Consider the following 15,651-nt stretch of genomic DNA (forward strand, 5'->3'; position numbering starts at 1 on the left):
CGCGACCGGCGCGGGGCTCGGCGGCGTCTTCTGCTCTTCGGCGATCACGTCGTGGAGCAGGCCTTCCAGATAATCGTCGATGATGCCAGGGGTGCTCATGCGGCTTGCTCCATCGGTGTCGCATCGCTGGCCAGCAGCCATTCCAGCGCGCGGCGGTAGGCGGCCAGGCCGCGGCCGGGGTAGTCGCCGGGCACGCCGGCCACGGTCAGCGCCTTGACGTTGCAGATCTTGGTATCGACCGGGATGGCGTCTTCCCACACCCGCTCGCCGTAGCTGTCCTGCATCTGCCGCAGGGTCTCGTTGCCGGCACGGGTGCGCTTGTCGAACAGGGTCGGCAGGATCGAGGCGGGCAGGGGGCGGCGCCGCGAGCGCTCGACCATGTCCACGGTGCGGACCATGCTGGCCAGGCCGTGCAGGGCCAGCGGTTCGGCCTGGGTCGGGATGATCACGCGGTCGGCCGCGGCCAGCGCGTTGATCATCAGCAGGCCCAGGGTCGGCGGGCAGTCGAGCAGGATGTAGTCGTGCTGGCCGGCGTGGCGGGCCATGGCCTGCTGCAGCGCCAGGCCCAGGCCGGGCTGGTTGGCGCTGCGCCGTTCCAGCGTGGCCAGCGCGGTCTGCCCGCAGACGAAGCTCAGGCGCTCGACCGCGGTGTCGCGGGCCAGTGCGGCGAGCTCGCCCGGCGGGGACGCGAACAGGTCGAGCACGCCCGGCGGCTGCGGTTCCTGCGGCACGTCGAAGGCCCGGGTCAGCGAGGCGTGCGGATCGAGATCGAGCATCAGCACGCGGTGCCCGAGCATGGCCAGCCCACGGCCCATGGCCAGCGTGGTGGTGGTCTTGCCCACGCCACCTTTCTGGTTGGCGATCGCCCAGATGCGCATCAGTTGACTCCTTCAATGGCAGGTACAGCGCGGGGACTGCCGGCGCTGCCGGCGGCCGCCGCGGCGGGGGGTGTCGGGGTGGCCGGCGCGGCGCCGGCGCTCAAGCGGTCCGAGGCCGACGGCGTCGCATCGGTGCTGTCGCCGGAATCGGCCAGGATCACCAGCACCACGCGGCGGTTGGCGTTGCGGCCGGCCGGCGTGTCGTTGCTGGCACGCGGGCGGAACTGGCCGTAGCCGATCATCGACAGCCGCGAGGGCTGCAGGCCCTGGTCGGCGAACAGGTGGACCACGCTGGCCGCGCGTGCCGCCGACAGTTCCCAGTTGGACGGGAACTGCGCGGTGGCGATCGGGGTGTTGTCGGTGTAGCCCTCCACGCGCACGCCGTTGGGCACGCCGGCCAGCACCTGCGCCAGTTCCGACAGGGTGGCGCGTGCGCTCTGGTCGAGCGCGGCCGAGCCGGAGCCGAACAGGATGTCGCTGTTGATCTCCACTTCGATCCACAGCCCGGCGCGGCGCACGGTGATCAGCTTCTTCTGGATCAGCGGCGCCAGTGCGGCGCCGAGGCGGTCGGCGATGCCGTCGAGCTGGCGCTGCGCGCGGCGCAGCTGCTGCGCGTCGCGCAGGTCGTCGCCGCGCTGCGCATTGCCCGAGGGCAGCCGGTTGGGATCGGGCAGGGTCAGTGCCGGGCTGGACTTGATCGGGGTCGGCCGCTCGCCGCCCTGGCCCTGCAGCGCCTGGTCGCCGACCTGCACCGGGCGCAGCGTCTTCGGGGTGCCGCCGAACGCCGCGCTCATCGCGTCGGCCATCACCCGGTACTTGGCTTCGTTGATCGTGGACAGCGCGTACATCACCACGAAGAAGGCGAGCAGCAACGTCATCAGGTCGGCATAGGGGATGGCCCATGCCTCGTGGTTGGCGTGCTCGTCGTGGGAATGCTTGCGGGCCATTCGGAACTCAATGCAAGAATCCGGCCAGTTTCGATTCGATGTTGCGCGGGTTCTCGCCCTGGGCGATGGCGATCAACCCTTCGATGATCATTTCGCGCTCGCCGCAGCTGTGCTTGATCACGCTCTTGAGCTTGGCGGCCATCGGCAGGAACAGCAGGTTGGCCGAGGCGATGCCGTAGATGGTGGCGGTGAAGGCGGCGGCGATGCCGTGGCCGAGCTTGCTCGGGTCGGCCAGGTTCTTCATCACCGCGATCAGGCCCAGCACCGCGCCGATGATGCCCAGCGTCGGCGCATAGATGCCCATGCCCTCGAACACCTTGGCCGCGGCCAGGTCGCAATGTTCCTGGCCTTCCAGGTCGATCTCCAGCATGTGCCGGATGGCTTCCGGCTCCACGCCGTCCACCAGCATCTGCAGGCCCTTGCGCACGAACGGATCCTGCTGCTGCGGCACCTGGTTCTCCAGGCCGAGCAGGCCCTGGCGGCGGGCGATGTTGCTCCATTCCACGATCTGCTTGAGCAGCGCCTGGCGATCGCTCGGCGGCGGCCACAGGATCCACTTGGCGATCTGGAACGCACGGCGGAACACGGACGGCGGGGTGTGCACCAGGATCGCGGCGACGGTGCCGACGATCACGATCACGAACGCAGCCGGCGACCACAGCGCCGAAATGCCGGCGCCCTTGAGGATGCTGCCGCCGATGAGCGACAGAATCGCCAACAGCAGGCCGATGAGACTGAGCTTGTCCATGCAGGAGGTATCGGCCAGGGGGCTTGGGACTTGATGGGTTGGGGGGCGGGATTGGGGATTGGCAAGAGCGCGCGTGCTTAGGGTTGGTCGGAGTCTCGTAGGAGCGGCTTCAGCCGCGACGTGCGGACGCCAGCCAGGCGGCGAGCCAGTGACCAGGGCGCTACGGGCACCCGGTTTCGCGAATCAACAATCGCGAACCGCTCATCCCGGCCTTATCGCGTCGCGGCTGAAGCCGCTCCTACAGCGGGAGGTGAGGCACACGGGAGCCGCTGTCGCGATTCCCCAATCCCCATTCCCGGATCCCAGCTTCATGGCGTCGCGGCTGAAGCCGCTCCCACAATGAAGGCATGCCAGTGGTGAACCGCTGTTGCGAATCCCCAATCCCGATTCCCAGCCTCACCGCGTCGCGGCTGAAGCCGCTCCTACGAGGAGATCAGGAAAAACGAGGCGCCAGGGAAGCCGCTTTGACGATTCCCCATTCCCGATTCCCCAATCCCAGCTCTCAAGCCTTCAAGCCATCCACATCCAGGATCAGCGCCAGGCGGCCGTCGCCGATCAGGGTGGCGCCGGCGTAGCCGGGCAGGCCACGCAGGGAGCGCGGCAGCGGCTTGATCACCACTTCCTCGCGGCCGCGGACCTGGTCCACCACCAGGCCCATGCGCGATTCGCCGGCCTGCAGCACCACCACGGTGAGCAGCGGCAGTTGCGGGGCGTCGATGTTGAGCCACTGGCGCAGGTCCACCAGCGGCAGGGTGTGCGACTGCCGGTCGAGCACGGCGCGGCCGTCGAACCAGCCCAGCGAGCGGCGCGGCGCATGCAGCACTTCGACCACGCGCGCCAGCGGCAGCGCGTAGACGGTGTCGCCGGCCTGCACCAGCAGGGTCGGCAGGATCGCCAGGGTCAACGGCACGCGGATCAGGAAGCGGCTGCCGCGGCCCAGCTCCGACTGGATCTGGATCTGCCCGCTGAGTTCGCGGATGCGCGACTGCACCACGTCCATGCCGACGCCGCGGCCGGAGATGTCGGTGACTTCGGACTTGGTCGAGAAGCCGGGCAGGAACACCAGGTGCAGGCATTCCTCGGTGCTCAGGCGGGCCGCGGCCTCGGGGTCGATCAGGCCCTTCTCGCGTGCCTTGGCGCGCAGCCGTTCCGGGTCGATGCCGGCGCCGTCGTCCTGCACCTCGATGCTGACGTAGTCGCCTTCCTGCTGCGCCGACAGGCGCACGTGGCCGCCGCGCGGCTTGCCGGTGGCCTCGCGCAGCGCCGGCGCCTCGATGCCGTGGTCGATGGCATTGCGCACCAGGTGCACCAGCGGATCGGCCAGCGCCTCGACCAGGTTGCGGTCCAGTTCGGTGTCGGCGCCGATCAGTTCCAGTTCCACTTCCTTGTTGAGGGAGCGGGCGACGTCGCGCGCCACCTTGGGGAAGCGCGAGAACACCTTGCCGACCGGCTGCATGCGCGTGCGCATCACCGCCGACTGCAGGCGCGCGGTGGCGATGTCCAGGCTGCTGACCGCGCGATCCAGTTCCTCGTCGCGCAGGCGCACGCGCAGGGTCTTGAGCCGGTTGCGCGAGAGCACCAGTTCGCCGATCAGGTTGACGATCGCGTCCAGGCGCTTGGTGTCCACGCGCACGGTGTGTTCGGGCTCGGCGGCCTTGGCCGGGGCGGCCGCGGCCTTGGGCGCGGGGCTGGGTGCGCGCGGCGCCGGCTGCAGCGCCTGCGGCGTGGCCGCCGGCGGCGCATCGCCGTGCAACTGGTCCAGCAGCGCCTCGAATTCGTCGTCGCTGATCAGGTCCGCATCGCCGGCTGCGGCGGCCTTGGGCGCGGGCGCCGGCGCGGCGCTCTTGGCCGGTGCCGGCGCCGGGGCGGCGTCGCCGTGCGCATCGAACTGCGCGATCAGCTCAGGCGGCGCGCGCGGCGGCTCCTGGCCGCTGCCGAAGGCGTCGAGCATCGACTGCAGATAGTCCAGCGACTGCTGCGCGGCGTCGAAGTGCCGCGCCTGCAAGGTGGCCTGGCCGGCACGGGCCATGCCCAGGGTTTCCTCCGCGGCGTGGCACAGCTCGACCATGGCGTTGATCGCCAGAAAGCCGGCGCCGCCCTTGAGCGTATGGAAGCCGCGGAACACGGCGTTGAGCTGGCCGCTGTCCTCTGGCGCCTGCTCCAGCGACACCAACTGCTCGCCGAGCCGGTCCAGGATCTCCTGGGCCTCGATGATGAAATCGGCAGCGATGTCGTCGGGTACGGCGCTCATAGATTTACAGTCCCAGGCCCGAGAGCAGGTCGTCGGCGTCGTTCTGCGACACGCCGTGGCGGTCCAGGCCGGGCAGGGCCGGGCCGGCCAGGCTGCCGTCGGCCTTGCGTTCTTCCTTCGGCGGCAGACCCAGCGCGCCGAAGCCTTCGTGTACGCGGCGCACGATGCCGGCGACGCGGCGGATGATCTGCCCGGTCAGGTCCTGGAAGCTCTGCGCCAGGGCCATTTCGGTGAGGTTGTGGCGGATCTTGTCGAGGATCTCGCTCTGGTCGCCGCTGAGGCCGCCGGCCGCCAGCTGGTTGGCCAGCGCACGGCATTCCTCGGCCAGGTCCAGGGTGCGGTGGCTGGCCTGTTCGGTCATCTCCACCACGTGGTCCAGGCGCGAGCAGGCATCGTCCAGCTCGCCGGCCTCGCTGGGCACCATCGGCAGTTCGCCGAGCGCCTGGCCCAGATCGCGCGCGAGCCGGCTCAGGCCCTGCATCATCGGCCGCGTGCGCCAGGCGGCGAGGGTGTCGATCTCCCTGCGCCAGCCGGCCTCGTCGCCGTTTTCCAGCGCGTCCAGCGCGCCTTGCAGGCGTTCGATCAGGGCAGTACGTTCGGCGGTGGCTTCCATTTAGGCAGTCGCCCCCAGGCGCTCGAAGATCTTGCCCAGCTTCTCCTGCAGCGTCTGCGCGGTGAACGGCTTGATGATGTAGCCGTTCACGCCGCACTGCGCGGCCTCGATGATCTGCTCGCGCTTGGCCTCGGCGGTGACCATCAGCACCGGCAGGTGCTTGAGCTTGTCGTCGGCGCGGATGTTGCGCAGCAGATCGATGCCGGTCATGCCCGGCATGTTCCAGTCGGTGACCACGAACTCGAACGGCGCCGAGCGCAGCGCGGCCAGGGCGCTGTTGCCGTCTTCGGCCTCGGCGGTATTGGTGAAGCCCAGATCGCCGAGCAGATTCTTGACGATGCGTCGCATCGTCGAGAAATCGTCCACGATCAAAATCCGCATGTTCTTGTTCACCACTGACTCCTAAGGGTTCCTATTCTTCGTCTTCCAGACCGGCATCGGCGACCTCGAACGCCTTCAGGCGTCCGCGCAACCGTACCGTGGCCTGGCCATGGATCTGACACACGCGCGACTCGCTGACCCCGAGCACCGCGCCGATTTCCTTGAGGTTCAATTCCTGCTCGTAGTACAGCGACAGCACCAACTGCTCGCGTTCGGGCAATTGCGCGATGGCCTTGCCCAGCTCGCGGCCGAATTCGCTGCGCTCGAGCATCTGCTGCGGATTGGGTCCGCCCTTGGCGATGGTATCCAGCTCGCCATGGTCCTCGATGCGCGACTCCAGGCTCAGCACCTGGCCGCGGGCGGCATCTTCCATCAAACGCAGGTATTCGGGAAGCGGCATCTCCATCGCCGCGGCCACTTCGTTGGCGGCGGCGGCGCGGCCGGTGCTCTGCTCGATCTTGCGGATCGCCGAGGCGGCATCGCGGGCGCGGCGGTGCACCGAGCGCGGCACCCAGTCGCCGCGGCGGATCTCGTCGATCATCGCGCCGCGGATGCGGATCGAGGCGTAGGTCTCGAACGAGGCGCCCTGTTCGGCGTCGTAGCTGCGCGAGGCCTCGATCAGGCCGATCATGCCGGCCTGGATCAGGTCGTCGATCTCCACGCTGGCCGGCAGCCGCGCCGCCAGGTGGTGGGCGATGCGCCGGACCAGGTCCGAGTGCTGGGCGATGTAGTCGTTGGCGCTGTTGCGCTGGACGGCGCGGTAGTGGGCGGCGGCGTTCATGCGGCCACCCCGCGCTGGATGATGCGTTCGACGAAGAACTCGACGTTGCCGCGCGGGGCGGTCGGCGCCTGCCAGCGCGCGGTGCGCCGGGCGATCTCCGAGATCGCCTGCGCCGACGGGCTGGACGGGTAGGCCTTGACCACCGGCTGCTGGCGCTGCACCGACAGGCGCAGCCAGTCGTCCTGCGGCACGCAGCCCAGGTAGTTCAGCGACACGTCGCCGAGGAACTTCTCGCAGACCCGGCTGAGCTTGTCGTACAGCAGGCGGCCCTCGTTGAGGTCGCGGACCATGTTGGCGACGATCTGCACCCGGTCCACGCCGCGCTCGCGCGAGAGGACCTTGATCAGGGCGTAGGCGTCGGTGATGGAGGCCGGCTCGTCGCAGACCACCACCACCGCGTCCTGCGCGGCCTGGCAGAAGGTCAGCACGCTGTCGGTGATGCCGGCGGCGGTGTCGACGATCATCACGTCCAGCTCGCGCTGCAGTTCGGAGAACACGTTGACCAGGCCCACGTGCTGGGCCGGCGGCAGCTCGGCCATGTAGCGGCGGCCGGAGGCGGCGGGCACCACCATCAGCCCGTTGGGCATGTCGATCAGCACCTCTTCCAGGGTGCAGCGCCCGGCGACCAGGTCGGCCACGGTGAACTTGGGGGTCAGCCCCAGCAGCACGTCGACGTTGGCCAGGCCGAGGTCGGCGTCCAGCAGCAGGGTGCGCTTGCCCATGTCGGCCAGCGCCATGGACAGGTTGACCGAGATGTTGGTCTTGCCCACGCCGCCCTTGCCGCCGGTCACGGCGATGGTGCGCACCGGACCCAGCGGTTCGCTGCGCGTCGCCGACAGGGGGAAGGCATTGGTCAGATTGACGTAGTCACGCGACGGCATGGGTCTGCTCCGGAGTACAGGGCTTATCGGCAGCGCGCCGCAAATCTTCAAGGCGCAATACCAGGCTGGCGGCGTTGGCGCGGTGCAGGTCGTCCGGCACACGCTGTCCATCGGTCACCCAGGTGATGGGGAGGCGGTGGTCCACGACCACCGACAAGGCACTGCCGAACCGCCCGGTCTCGTCCAACTTGGTCATGATGACCCCCTGTGGGTCGGCGCCGGCGAACCGGCGCACCACCTCGTCCAGGTCGGAGAAATGGGCGTTGGCAGGGAGGACCAGCAAGGATCGGACCACGCGCGAGGCGCGCAGCCAGTGCAACTGGGCGGCCAGGGCGCGGTCGCGCTGGCCCATGCCGGCGGTGTCGATCAGCACCAGCTTGTAGTCGGCCAGGCGTTCCAGCAGCTGCTGCAGCGCGGCATCGCTGTCGGCCTCGTGCACGGCGATGCCGAGCTGGCGGCCGTAGCTGTGCAGCTGTTCGCGGCCGCCGACGCGGACGGTGTCGGTGGTGACCAGGGCCACGTCGCGGGCGGCATGGCGCTCCAGGAAGCGCGAGGCCAGCTTGGCGATGGTGGTGGTCTTGCCGGCGCCGGTGGGGCCGATCAGGGCGATCACGCCGCCTTCCTCGAGGGGATCCAGCGCGGCGATCGGCAGGCGCTTGGACAGCAGGCCCAGCATCAGCCCGCGGCCGCGGTGCAGCTCCAGGTCGGCGGGGATCTGCATGACCACGTCGCGAGTGATGCCGCTGTCGAAGCCGTAGTCGTCCATCAGCTCCAGCGCCTGGGCGCGGACCGGCGAGCCGCGCAGACGCTCGTCGGTGAGGCGGTTCATCTCGCGCTCGATCATCTGCCGCATCAGCGCCAGTTCGTCGCGCAGCTGCGTCAATTGTTCGTCGTTCTGCGGGGCGGGGAAGGTCGGCACCGCCGCCAGCGCCGCCGCCGCCGGGATTCCGGCAGTGGCCGGCGCGTCGGCCTTGGCCACGCTGGGCGCGGCCGGGGCCGGGCTCGCCACCGGGGTCAGCGCCACCGCGGCGACGTCGTCGCGCCAGGCCGGCGCGGCGTCGACGGCCGGCGCCGCGGTGGCGGCGGCGAACGGGCTGGGCATCGGCACGCTGATCGGGGCGTTGCGGAACACGTCCTCGGGGATGCTGAAGTCGGCGCGGGCCGGGGCCTTGGCCGCTGCGGCCGGACGCGCTGCGGCGGCCGGCGCCGCCGCGGCGGGCATGGCCGAGGCGGCCAGCGCCGCCGGCTGGGTCAGCGGCCGGGCCGCGGGCGCGGCCGGGGCGGCCGGCGCGGCACCGCCGCGGCGTTCGCTGATCGCGGCCATCATCGCCATCGCCGGGTTGGCCGCGGCGCTCTCACCACGCGCGGCGCGCGGGGCGGGAGCGGCCGGTGCCTGCGCCGCGGCGGCGCGCGGCGCCTCGTCCGGGCGCACCGCATCCAGCGCCCGCTGCACCAGGGCTTCGTCGTAATTGCTGGCGGCGACGATCTCGATGCCCTCGTCGGTACGCCGGTTGGACAGGATCACCGCATCCGGGCCGTGCTCGTCGCGCACCATCCGGAAGGCGGTGCGCATGTCGGGGGCGACAAAGCGTTTGATCTTCATGGGTGGGAGCCGGAAATGGTGAATGGGGAATTGGGAATGGATGCGGGATCGGTGCCGGTACGTGGCGGGCCGCGGTGTCGTGTCTGGTTTTTCGTGATCGTGTTCATTGCTCTCTCCGCTGCCGGGGCAAGGGTGCGATTCCCCATTCCCTATTCCCGATTCCCGTCATCTCAACTGATCGTGCCCACCAGCTTCAGCCGCTTGTCCTCCGGCACTTCGCTGTAGGACAGGACCGACAGCGCGGGGACGCTGTGGCGGACCAGGCGGGCGAGGGCGGCGCGGACCTGCGCCGGGACCAGCACCACTGCCGGTTCGTTGCGCGCCTCCTGCTTGCTCACGCAGTCCGCCAGACTTTGGTGCAAGCGTTCGGCCAGTCCGGGTTCCAGCGCCGCGCCGTTGCCCTGGGTAGAGTCCTGCAAGACACGTTCCAATTGCGGGGCCAGGGTGAACACCGGCAGTTCCGGGGCCATGCCGGCGATCTCCTGGACGATGAAACGGCCCAGGGCGTTGCGCACGGCGGCGGTCAGCGCGCCGGGTTCCTGACTCTGCGGGGCATGCTCGACCAGGGCCTCGACGATCTTGCGCAGCTGCCGCACCGGGATCTTCTCGATCAGCAGGTTCTGCAGCACCCGCACCACCACCGACAGCGGCAGCGCCTTGGGGGTGAGATCCTCGACCAGCTTGGGCGCGCTCTTGGCCAGGGTCGCCAGCAGCTGCTGCACTTCCTCGTGGCCGAGCAGTTCCGGGGCGTGCTCACGGATCAGGTGCGAGAGGTGGGTGGCGATCACCGTGGCCGGGTCGACCACGGTGTAGCCCATGGTCTCGGCCTGGGCGCGCAGGTGCGGCTGGATCCAGATCGCATCCAGGCCGAACGCCGGGTCCTTGCCGGGAATGCCGTCGATCTTGCCGAGCGCGCCGCCCGGGTCCAGCGCCAGTTCGCGGTCCGGGTGGATGTCAGCGGTGGCCACCGGCACGCCGTGCACCAGCAGGCGGTAGGCATTGGCCGGCAATTCCAGGTTGTCGCGGATATGCACCGGCGGCACCAGGAAGCCGATGTCCTGGGTCAGCTTGCGGCGCACGCCCTTGATGCGGGCCATCAGTTCGCCGCCCTGGGCCTTGTCCACCAGCGGGATCAGCCGGTAGCCGACCTCCAGGCCCAGCGGGTCGATCGGGCGCAGTTCGTCCCAGCCCAGTTCGGCATTGGCCTGGGCCGCAGCCGCGGCCTGCGGCGCCGCCTCGGCGGCGGCCGGCGGCGGCAGCAGGCTGCGCTTCCACATCTTCCAGGCCAGCAGGCCCAGGATCAGCGCCAGCGTCAAGAAAGCGACATTGGGCATGCCCGGGATCAGGCCGACCAGGCCCAGGATCGCGGCGGCCACCGCCAGCGCCTTATGCTGGCCGAACACCTGGCCCATCATCGAGGCGCCCATGTCCTGCGAACGCGAGGCGCGGGTGACCAGCATCGCCACCGCCGAGGACACCAGCAGCGCCGGCAACTGCGCGACCAGGCCGTCGCCGATCGACAGCAGGGTATAGGTGGAGGCCGCCTGCGCGAACGGCATGCCATGCTGCAGCACGCCGACCGCCATGCCGCCGATCAGGTTGATGAACAGGATCAGGATGCCGGCGATGGCGTCGCCGCGGATGAACTTGCTGGCGCCGTCCATCGAGCCGTAGAAGTCGGCTTCCTCGCGCACTTCCTCGCGGCGGGCCTTGGCTTCCTCGCGGGTCAGCAGGCCGGCGTTGAGGTCGGCGTCGATCGCCATCTGCTTGCCGGGCATGGCGTCGAGGATGAAGCGCGCGGTCACTTCCGACACGCGCCCGGCGCCCTTGGTGATGACCACGAAGTTGATGATGGTCAGGATCGCGAACACCACGATGCCGACCGCATAGTTGCCGCCGATCACGAATTCGCCGAAGGCCTCGATCACCTTGCCGGCGGCGCCGTGGCCGTTCTGGCCGTTGATCAGGATCACGCGGGTGGAGGCCACGTTCAGCGCCAGGCGCAGCATCGTGGTCATCAGCAGCACGATCGGGAAGATGCTGAACTCCAGCGGCCGCTTCACGTACACCACCGCCAGCAGCACCATCAGCGAGATGGCGATGTTGAAGGTGAACAGGGCGTCCAGCACCGGGGCGGCCAGCGGCACCACCACCATCGCCAGCATCAGCAACACGATCACCGGGGCGCCGAGCCCGTGCTTGATCATGTCCATGACTTTGCGCGTATTCATCTGCGCGGCGGGCTGACTCATGGCTGGCTCCCCGGGGCGAATTCATCGACTTCCAGCGGCGGCAACGGCGGCATCGGCCCGCTGCGCCAGGCGCGCAGCTGGTAGACGTACGAGAGGACCTGCGCCACCGCGGAATACAGTCTCACGGGAATTTCCTTGCCGAGTTGGCCTTCCCTATACAAGGCGCGTGCCAAAGGCGGGGCCGAGATCACCGCCACCCGGTGCTGCTCGCCCACCTCGCGGATGCGGAAGGCGATCTCGTCCACGCCCTTGGCCACCACGGTGGGGGCGCGCATGCGCCCGCTCTCGTACTTCAGCGCCACCGCGTAGTGGGTGGGGTTGACCACCACCACGTCGGCCTTGGGGACCGCTTCCATCATCCGCCGCTGCGACATCTGCATCTGCATCTGGCGGATGCGGCCCTTGACCTCGGGGCTGCCGTCGCTTTCCTTCATTTCCCGGCGCACTTCCTCCCGGGTCATCTTCAATTTGCGGATGTAATTCCACTTCTGATAGGGCGCGTCGATCGCGGCCAGCAGCGCCAGCGCGCCGGCGGTGTACAGCAGCAGCCGCAGGGTGAACCCCAGGCCGTGGCCGATGGCCTGCTCCAGCGGCTGCAGCAGCAGCCCGCGCAGGAAGTCGACGCTGCCCCACAGGCACAGCAGCGCGGCACCGCCGACGAAGCCCATGCGCAGGATCGATTTCAGCAGTTCGGCGATGGTCTCGGCGCCGTACATGCGGCTCAGCCCGGCCATCGGGTTGAGCCGGTCGAACTTGGGGATCAGCGCCTGGCCGGAGAAGCGCAGGGTGCCCATCAGCACCGGCGCGGCGAAGCTGGCGGCAAAGCAGATGCCGACCAGCGGCAGCACCACCCAGAGCAGGTTCAGCAGCAGCTCGCCGAAATGGCCGAACATGGCCTCCGGATGCTGGCGCAGCGACAGGTCCGGGCGCAGCGCCTGTTTCAGCCAGGCCACCGCGCCGGCGGTCATGGAGGTGGACAGCCCCATCAGGGCGAAGACGCCGGCGCTGAACACCGCGGCCGTCGCCAGTTCGCGCGAATGCGGGATGTTGCCCTGTTCGCGGGCTTCGCGCAGACGTTTGTCTGTTGGCTGTTCTGTGCGCTCTGCGCCTTCTTCGCTCTCGGACATCGGGGGATGCGCTCGGCCAGGATCGACCCTGCGCACTGCAAGGACCGTGCCGGTCCTTGGTCGGGCACCTACCGCCGCCGCGACGCGCCTTCAGGCCCGGCTAGGCCGGCTGCAGTTCCACCCGGTCGCGGCCCAGGCGCTTGGCCTGGTACAGCGCCGCATCGGCGCGCGCCAGCAACTGCTGCAGGGATTCGCCCGGGCGGTACCAGGCCACGCCAATCGAGGCGGTGATGGCCAGCTGGCGCTCGCCGATGCGCAGCGGCTGCCCGGCGATGGTGGCGCGCAGGGCCTGCAGCCGTTCGCCGCAACTCGGCGGCAAGCCGGGGAGCACCGCCAGCAGTTCCTCGCCGCCGTAGCGACCGACCAGGTCGGCGTCGCGCAGGTTGGCGCCCAGGCGACGCGCCACCTCGATCAGCACCGCATCGCCGACCAGGTGGCCATGCTCGTCGTTGATCCGCTTGAAATGGTCCAGGTCGATCATCGCCACCGCCAGCGACGTGTGTTCGGCCTCGCTGCGGCGCATCTGCGCGGCCAGCGCATCGAGGATGCCGGCGCGGTTGAGCAGGCCGGTGAGGGCGTCGTGCGAGGCCTTTACCGCCAACGCGGCACGGGCGATCTCCAGTTCGCGCTTGTCGTGCTCCAGTTCCTCGGTACGCCGTGCCACCAGGTCGGCCAGCTCGCGCTGGCGCTGGTGCAGGCGGCGTTCGCGCCAGTGCAGCAGCGCCGTCACCAGGCCGCCGCCGAGCAGCAGGTACAGCGCCAGCATCGGCTGGCTGCGCCACCACACCGGCGCCACCGAGAACGCCACCCGCAGCGGCGCCGAGGCGCTGCGCCGGTAGGCGTCGAGCAACTGGATCTCCAGCACGTAGTGGCCCGGCGCCAACGGCGGTTGCTCGAACTCGAAGTTGGGCGTGTGCAGCCAGCGGGTGTGGGCGCCCTCGAAGCGATAGCGGAAGCTGATGCGGCTGCGTTCGTCGTACAGATCCGGCGAACCGACCGCGATGTGCAACGGATCGTCGCTCCAGGGCAGGCGCGCGCCCGCGCCGATGGCGACGCCGCCGCGGCTGAAATTCTGCAGCGCCAGCCGCGGCGCCCGCGCCGGGAACAGCCGGGACGGATCCTGCAGGTGGGTGACGCCGCGGCTGCTGCCGAGCCACACCGAGCCGTCGTGGTCCTCCAGGAAGGCCGATTCGGACATGTCGTTCCAGAGCAGGCCCTGCGCCTGGGTCAGCCGCGACCAGGCGCGTCCGTCGTACACGTCCACGCCCTGGTTGTGGCAGATCCAGATCCAGCCGTTGCGGGTACGGCGCAGGCTGTAGATCTGCAGGTCGCGCAATTGCGCATCGCCCGGCTGCAGGTGCAGGGTGTCGCCGTCGAGCCGGCCCTGCCAGGCACCCGGACCGTACAGACTGGCCCAGGCCTGGCCGTCGTCCAGCACCAGCAGCTTGCTGAGTACCGCCGGCGCCGGCGCCCCCTCCAGCGCCAGCCGCAGCGGGGTCCAGGTCTCGCCGCGCAGGCGGAAGACGCCGGCCAGACCCACCACCAGCACGCTGCCGTCGCGGCGCTGCTGGATGTCCGAATACTCGCCGCCCGGCAGCGCCTGCACCTTTTGCGGCCGCGCATCGGCGTCGGCGTGCGCCAGCAGGTAGATGCCGCGATTGGTGAGGATCCACACCCGACCGCGTACGTCCACGAATAGCTGTTTGGCGATGGCGTCCAGCGGCGGGTAGGCGCGCACCAGCCGGCCCTGGGCGTCGTAATGGCGCAGCACGCCGACCGACCCGATGCTCCACAGCGTCCCATCCGCGCCGCGTTGCAGCCCGATCATCTGCGTGCCGTCGTCGCTGGGCCAGCGCTGGAAGCGGCCGTCCGCGCGCAGGCGGTCGACGCCGCCCTCGTTGCCGGCCAGCAGTTCGCCTTGTCCGGTGCGCTGGATGCTCCAGGTCGGCGCCCGGCTGATGCCCTGCGACACGTCCCAGTTCTCGATCCAGCCATAGCCGTTCCAGCGCAGCACGCCTTCGCCGTCCATGCTCAGCCACAGGTCGCCGGCCTGGTCGAAGCGCATGGCCACGATGTTGCCCTCGGGCAGGCCGTGGCGGCGGTCGAAGCTGCGCCAGTGGTCCTGCTCCCAGCGCGCCAGGCCCTGGTTGGTGCGCATCAGCACGCGGCCCTGCGGGTCGAGCAGGATCGGCGTGCGCCACGTCACCACGGTCGGGCCGTCCATGCCGGGGGGCGTCTGGTCGTGGAAGCGCGCCGCGCCGGCCGGCAGCCGCATCACCTTGCTGCTGCCGACGACCCACAGGGTGCCGTTGCGGTCGCGCACCGCATTGCGCCAGAACTCCGGCGGCAGGCCCTGGGCCTGGTCGTAGCGGGTCGCGCGGCCATCGGCCTCGACCCGACACAAGGCCTTGGCGCATCCCAGCCACAGCGTGTCGTCGGCCACGAACAGATCGTGGATATCGGCCAGTTCCGGTTGCCGCGCCAGCGTCGCCGTATCGAACAGGGGCCGCAACTCCCATCCCGCGCCATCGGCCTTGCGCACCGCGCGCAGCATCCGGTGGTCGTCGAGCACCACCGTGCCCCAGGCGGGCGTGGCCAGGCGCGGGCGGTTCAGCTGGCGGTGCGAGGGCGGGCTGTTGTGCTCCAGCGGGATCCAGTGCGACGGGGTGCCGTCGCCGACGTAGATCGCATCGAAGGTCGCCAGCCACAGGCGTTGCGCGGCATCCTCGGCGGCATCGGAAATGTAGTGGCCGCCGCGGCCCTCCAGCGGCAGCTGCTGGAACTGGTCGCCGTTGAACGCGTACAGGCCGCTTTCGCTGCAGACCAGCAGGCTGCCGTCGCGACGCTGCAACAGGCAGGTACCGGCCAGGCCGAGCAGGCCCTGGTCCTGCGCGTAGTGCCGCAACGGGATCACCTGCGCCTGCGTGGCCCCGCTGCAGGTCAGCGCCGCCAGCAGCCACAGCGGCCACAGCGGCCAGCGCAGCCATCGGCCCAGGAACGTCCCCATATGACGCTCAGCCGCCGCTGTGCCGCCGTGGGACACGGCGATGGCTGGCACGAGCGAGCGCTGGCGGGTGGTGGAGCATGGCGTGCGCGGGCGGCGGAGGAGGGGCGGAGCGGCGATCGGCAGTGTAAGGACAGCCGGCCTTGCCGCCGCTCATCCTGGCGTCACACTGCTCGCCTTCTGCC

Annotated in this window: 12 protein-coding genes; all 12 read right to left on the bottom strand. The window is 70.1% G+C overall.

All coding sequences use genetic code 11. From position 1 onward, the window contains the following. Positions 1–95: 95 nt before the first annotated feature. The 12 genes from Q7W82_RS12770 to Q7W82_RS12825 all read right to left on the bottom strand — a co-directional run bounded on the left by Q7W82_RS12770 (position 96) and on the right by Q7W82_RS12825 (position 15,469). Positions 96–878: a ParA family protein gene (locus Q7W82_RS12770; protein WP_160946684.1), complete on the bottom strand. Its 783-nt coding sequence runs from the start codon at positions 876–878 to the stop codon at positions 96–98. Further along, positions 878–1,825, bottom strand: coding sequence for a flagellar motor protein MotD (gene motD / locus Q7W82_RS12775; RefSeq protein ID WP_242158395.1), 948 nt, complete (start codon positions 1,823–1,825; stop codon positions 878–880). Before motD ends, Q7W82_RS12770 begins: the two co-directional genes overlap by 1 nt. A gap of 7 nt (positions 1,826–1,832) precedes the next feature. Beyond that, positions 1,833–2,573, bottom strand: coding sequence for a flagellar motor protein (locus Q7W82_RS12780; protein WP_010341770.1), 741 nt, complete (start codon positions 2,571–2,573; stop codon positions 1,833–1,835). A gap of 502 nt (positions 2,574–3,075) precedes the next feature. Continuing rightward, complete coding sequence (locus Q7W82_RS12785) at positions 3,076–4,824, bottom strand: chemotaxis protein CheA (RefSeq protein WP_242158432.1); 1,749 nt, start codon at positions 4,822–4,824, stop codon at positions 3,076–3,078. Between the two features lie 4 nt (positions 4,825–4,828). Next, positions 4,829–5,437, bottom strand: a complete 609-nt coding sequence (locus Q7W82_RS12790) for a protein phosphatase CheZ (RefSeq protein ID WP_242083539.1) — start codon at positions 5,435–5,437, stop codon at positions 4,829–4,831. Next, on the bottom strand, positions 5,438–5,830 hold the full coding sequence (cheY, locus tag Q7W82_RS12795) for a chemotaxis response regulator CheY (protein ID WP_010341542.1): 393 nt from the start codon (positions 5,828–5,830) through the stop codon (positions 5,438–5,440). Between the two features lie 19 nt (positions 5,831–5,849). Next, positions 5,850–6,599, bottom strand: coding sequence for an RNA polymerase sigma factor FliA (locus Q7W82_RS12800; RefSeq protein ID WP_242158434.1), 750 nt, complete (start codon positions 6,597–6,599; stop codon positions 5,850–5,852). Beyond that, positions 6,596–7,480, bottom strand: coding sequence for a P-loop NTPase (locus Q7W82_RS12805; protein ID WP_010341540.1), 885 nt, complete (start codon positions 7,478–7,480; stop codon positions 6,596–6,598). The genes Q7W82_RS12800 and Q7W82_RS12805 overlap by 4 nt, the downstream gene beginning before the upstream one ends. After that, positions 7,467–9,083 carry a flagellar biosynthesis protein FlhF gene (flhF, locus tag Q7W82_RS12810; protein WP_242158443.1) on the bottom strand — a complete coding sequence of 539 codons (1,617 nt, stop codon included), beginning with the start codon at positions 9,081–9,083 and terminating at the stop codon, positions 7,467–7,469. Before flhF ends, Q7W82_RS12805 begins: the two co-directional genes overlap by 14 nt. 170 nt (positions 9,084–9,253) lie before the next feature. Next, positions 9,254–11,314: a flagellar biosynthesis protein FlhA gene (gene flhA / locus Q7W82_RS12815; RefSeq protein WP_242159054.1), complete on the bottom strand. Its 2,061-nt coding sequence runs from the start codon at positions 11,312–11,314 to the stop codon at positions 9,254–9,256. A 17-nt stretch (positions 11,315–11,331) separates the two neighbouring features. Next, positions 11,332–12,462 carry a flagellar biosynthesis protein FlhB gene (gene flhB, locus Q7W82_RS12820; protein WP_242158446.1) on the bottom strand — a complete coding sequence of 377 codons (1,131 nt, stop codon included), beginning with the start codon at positions 12,460–12,462 and terminating at the stop codon, positions 11,332–11,334. Between the two features lie 100 nt (positions 12,463–12,562). Beyond that, positions 12,563–15,469 (bottom strand): diguanylate cyclase, encoded by a 2,907-nt coding sequence (locus tag Q7W82_RS12825; RefSeq protein WP_242158459.1) that lies wholly within the window; start codon positions 15,467–15,469, stop codon positions 12,563–12,565. Positions 15,470–15,651: the final 182 nt, after the last annotated feature.

This window comes from Xanthomonas indica (assembly GCF_040529045.1).
Lineage (GTDB): Bacteria > Pseudomonadota > Gammaproteobacteria > Xanthomonadales > Xanthomonadaceae > Xanthomonas_A > Xanthomonas_A indica.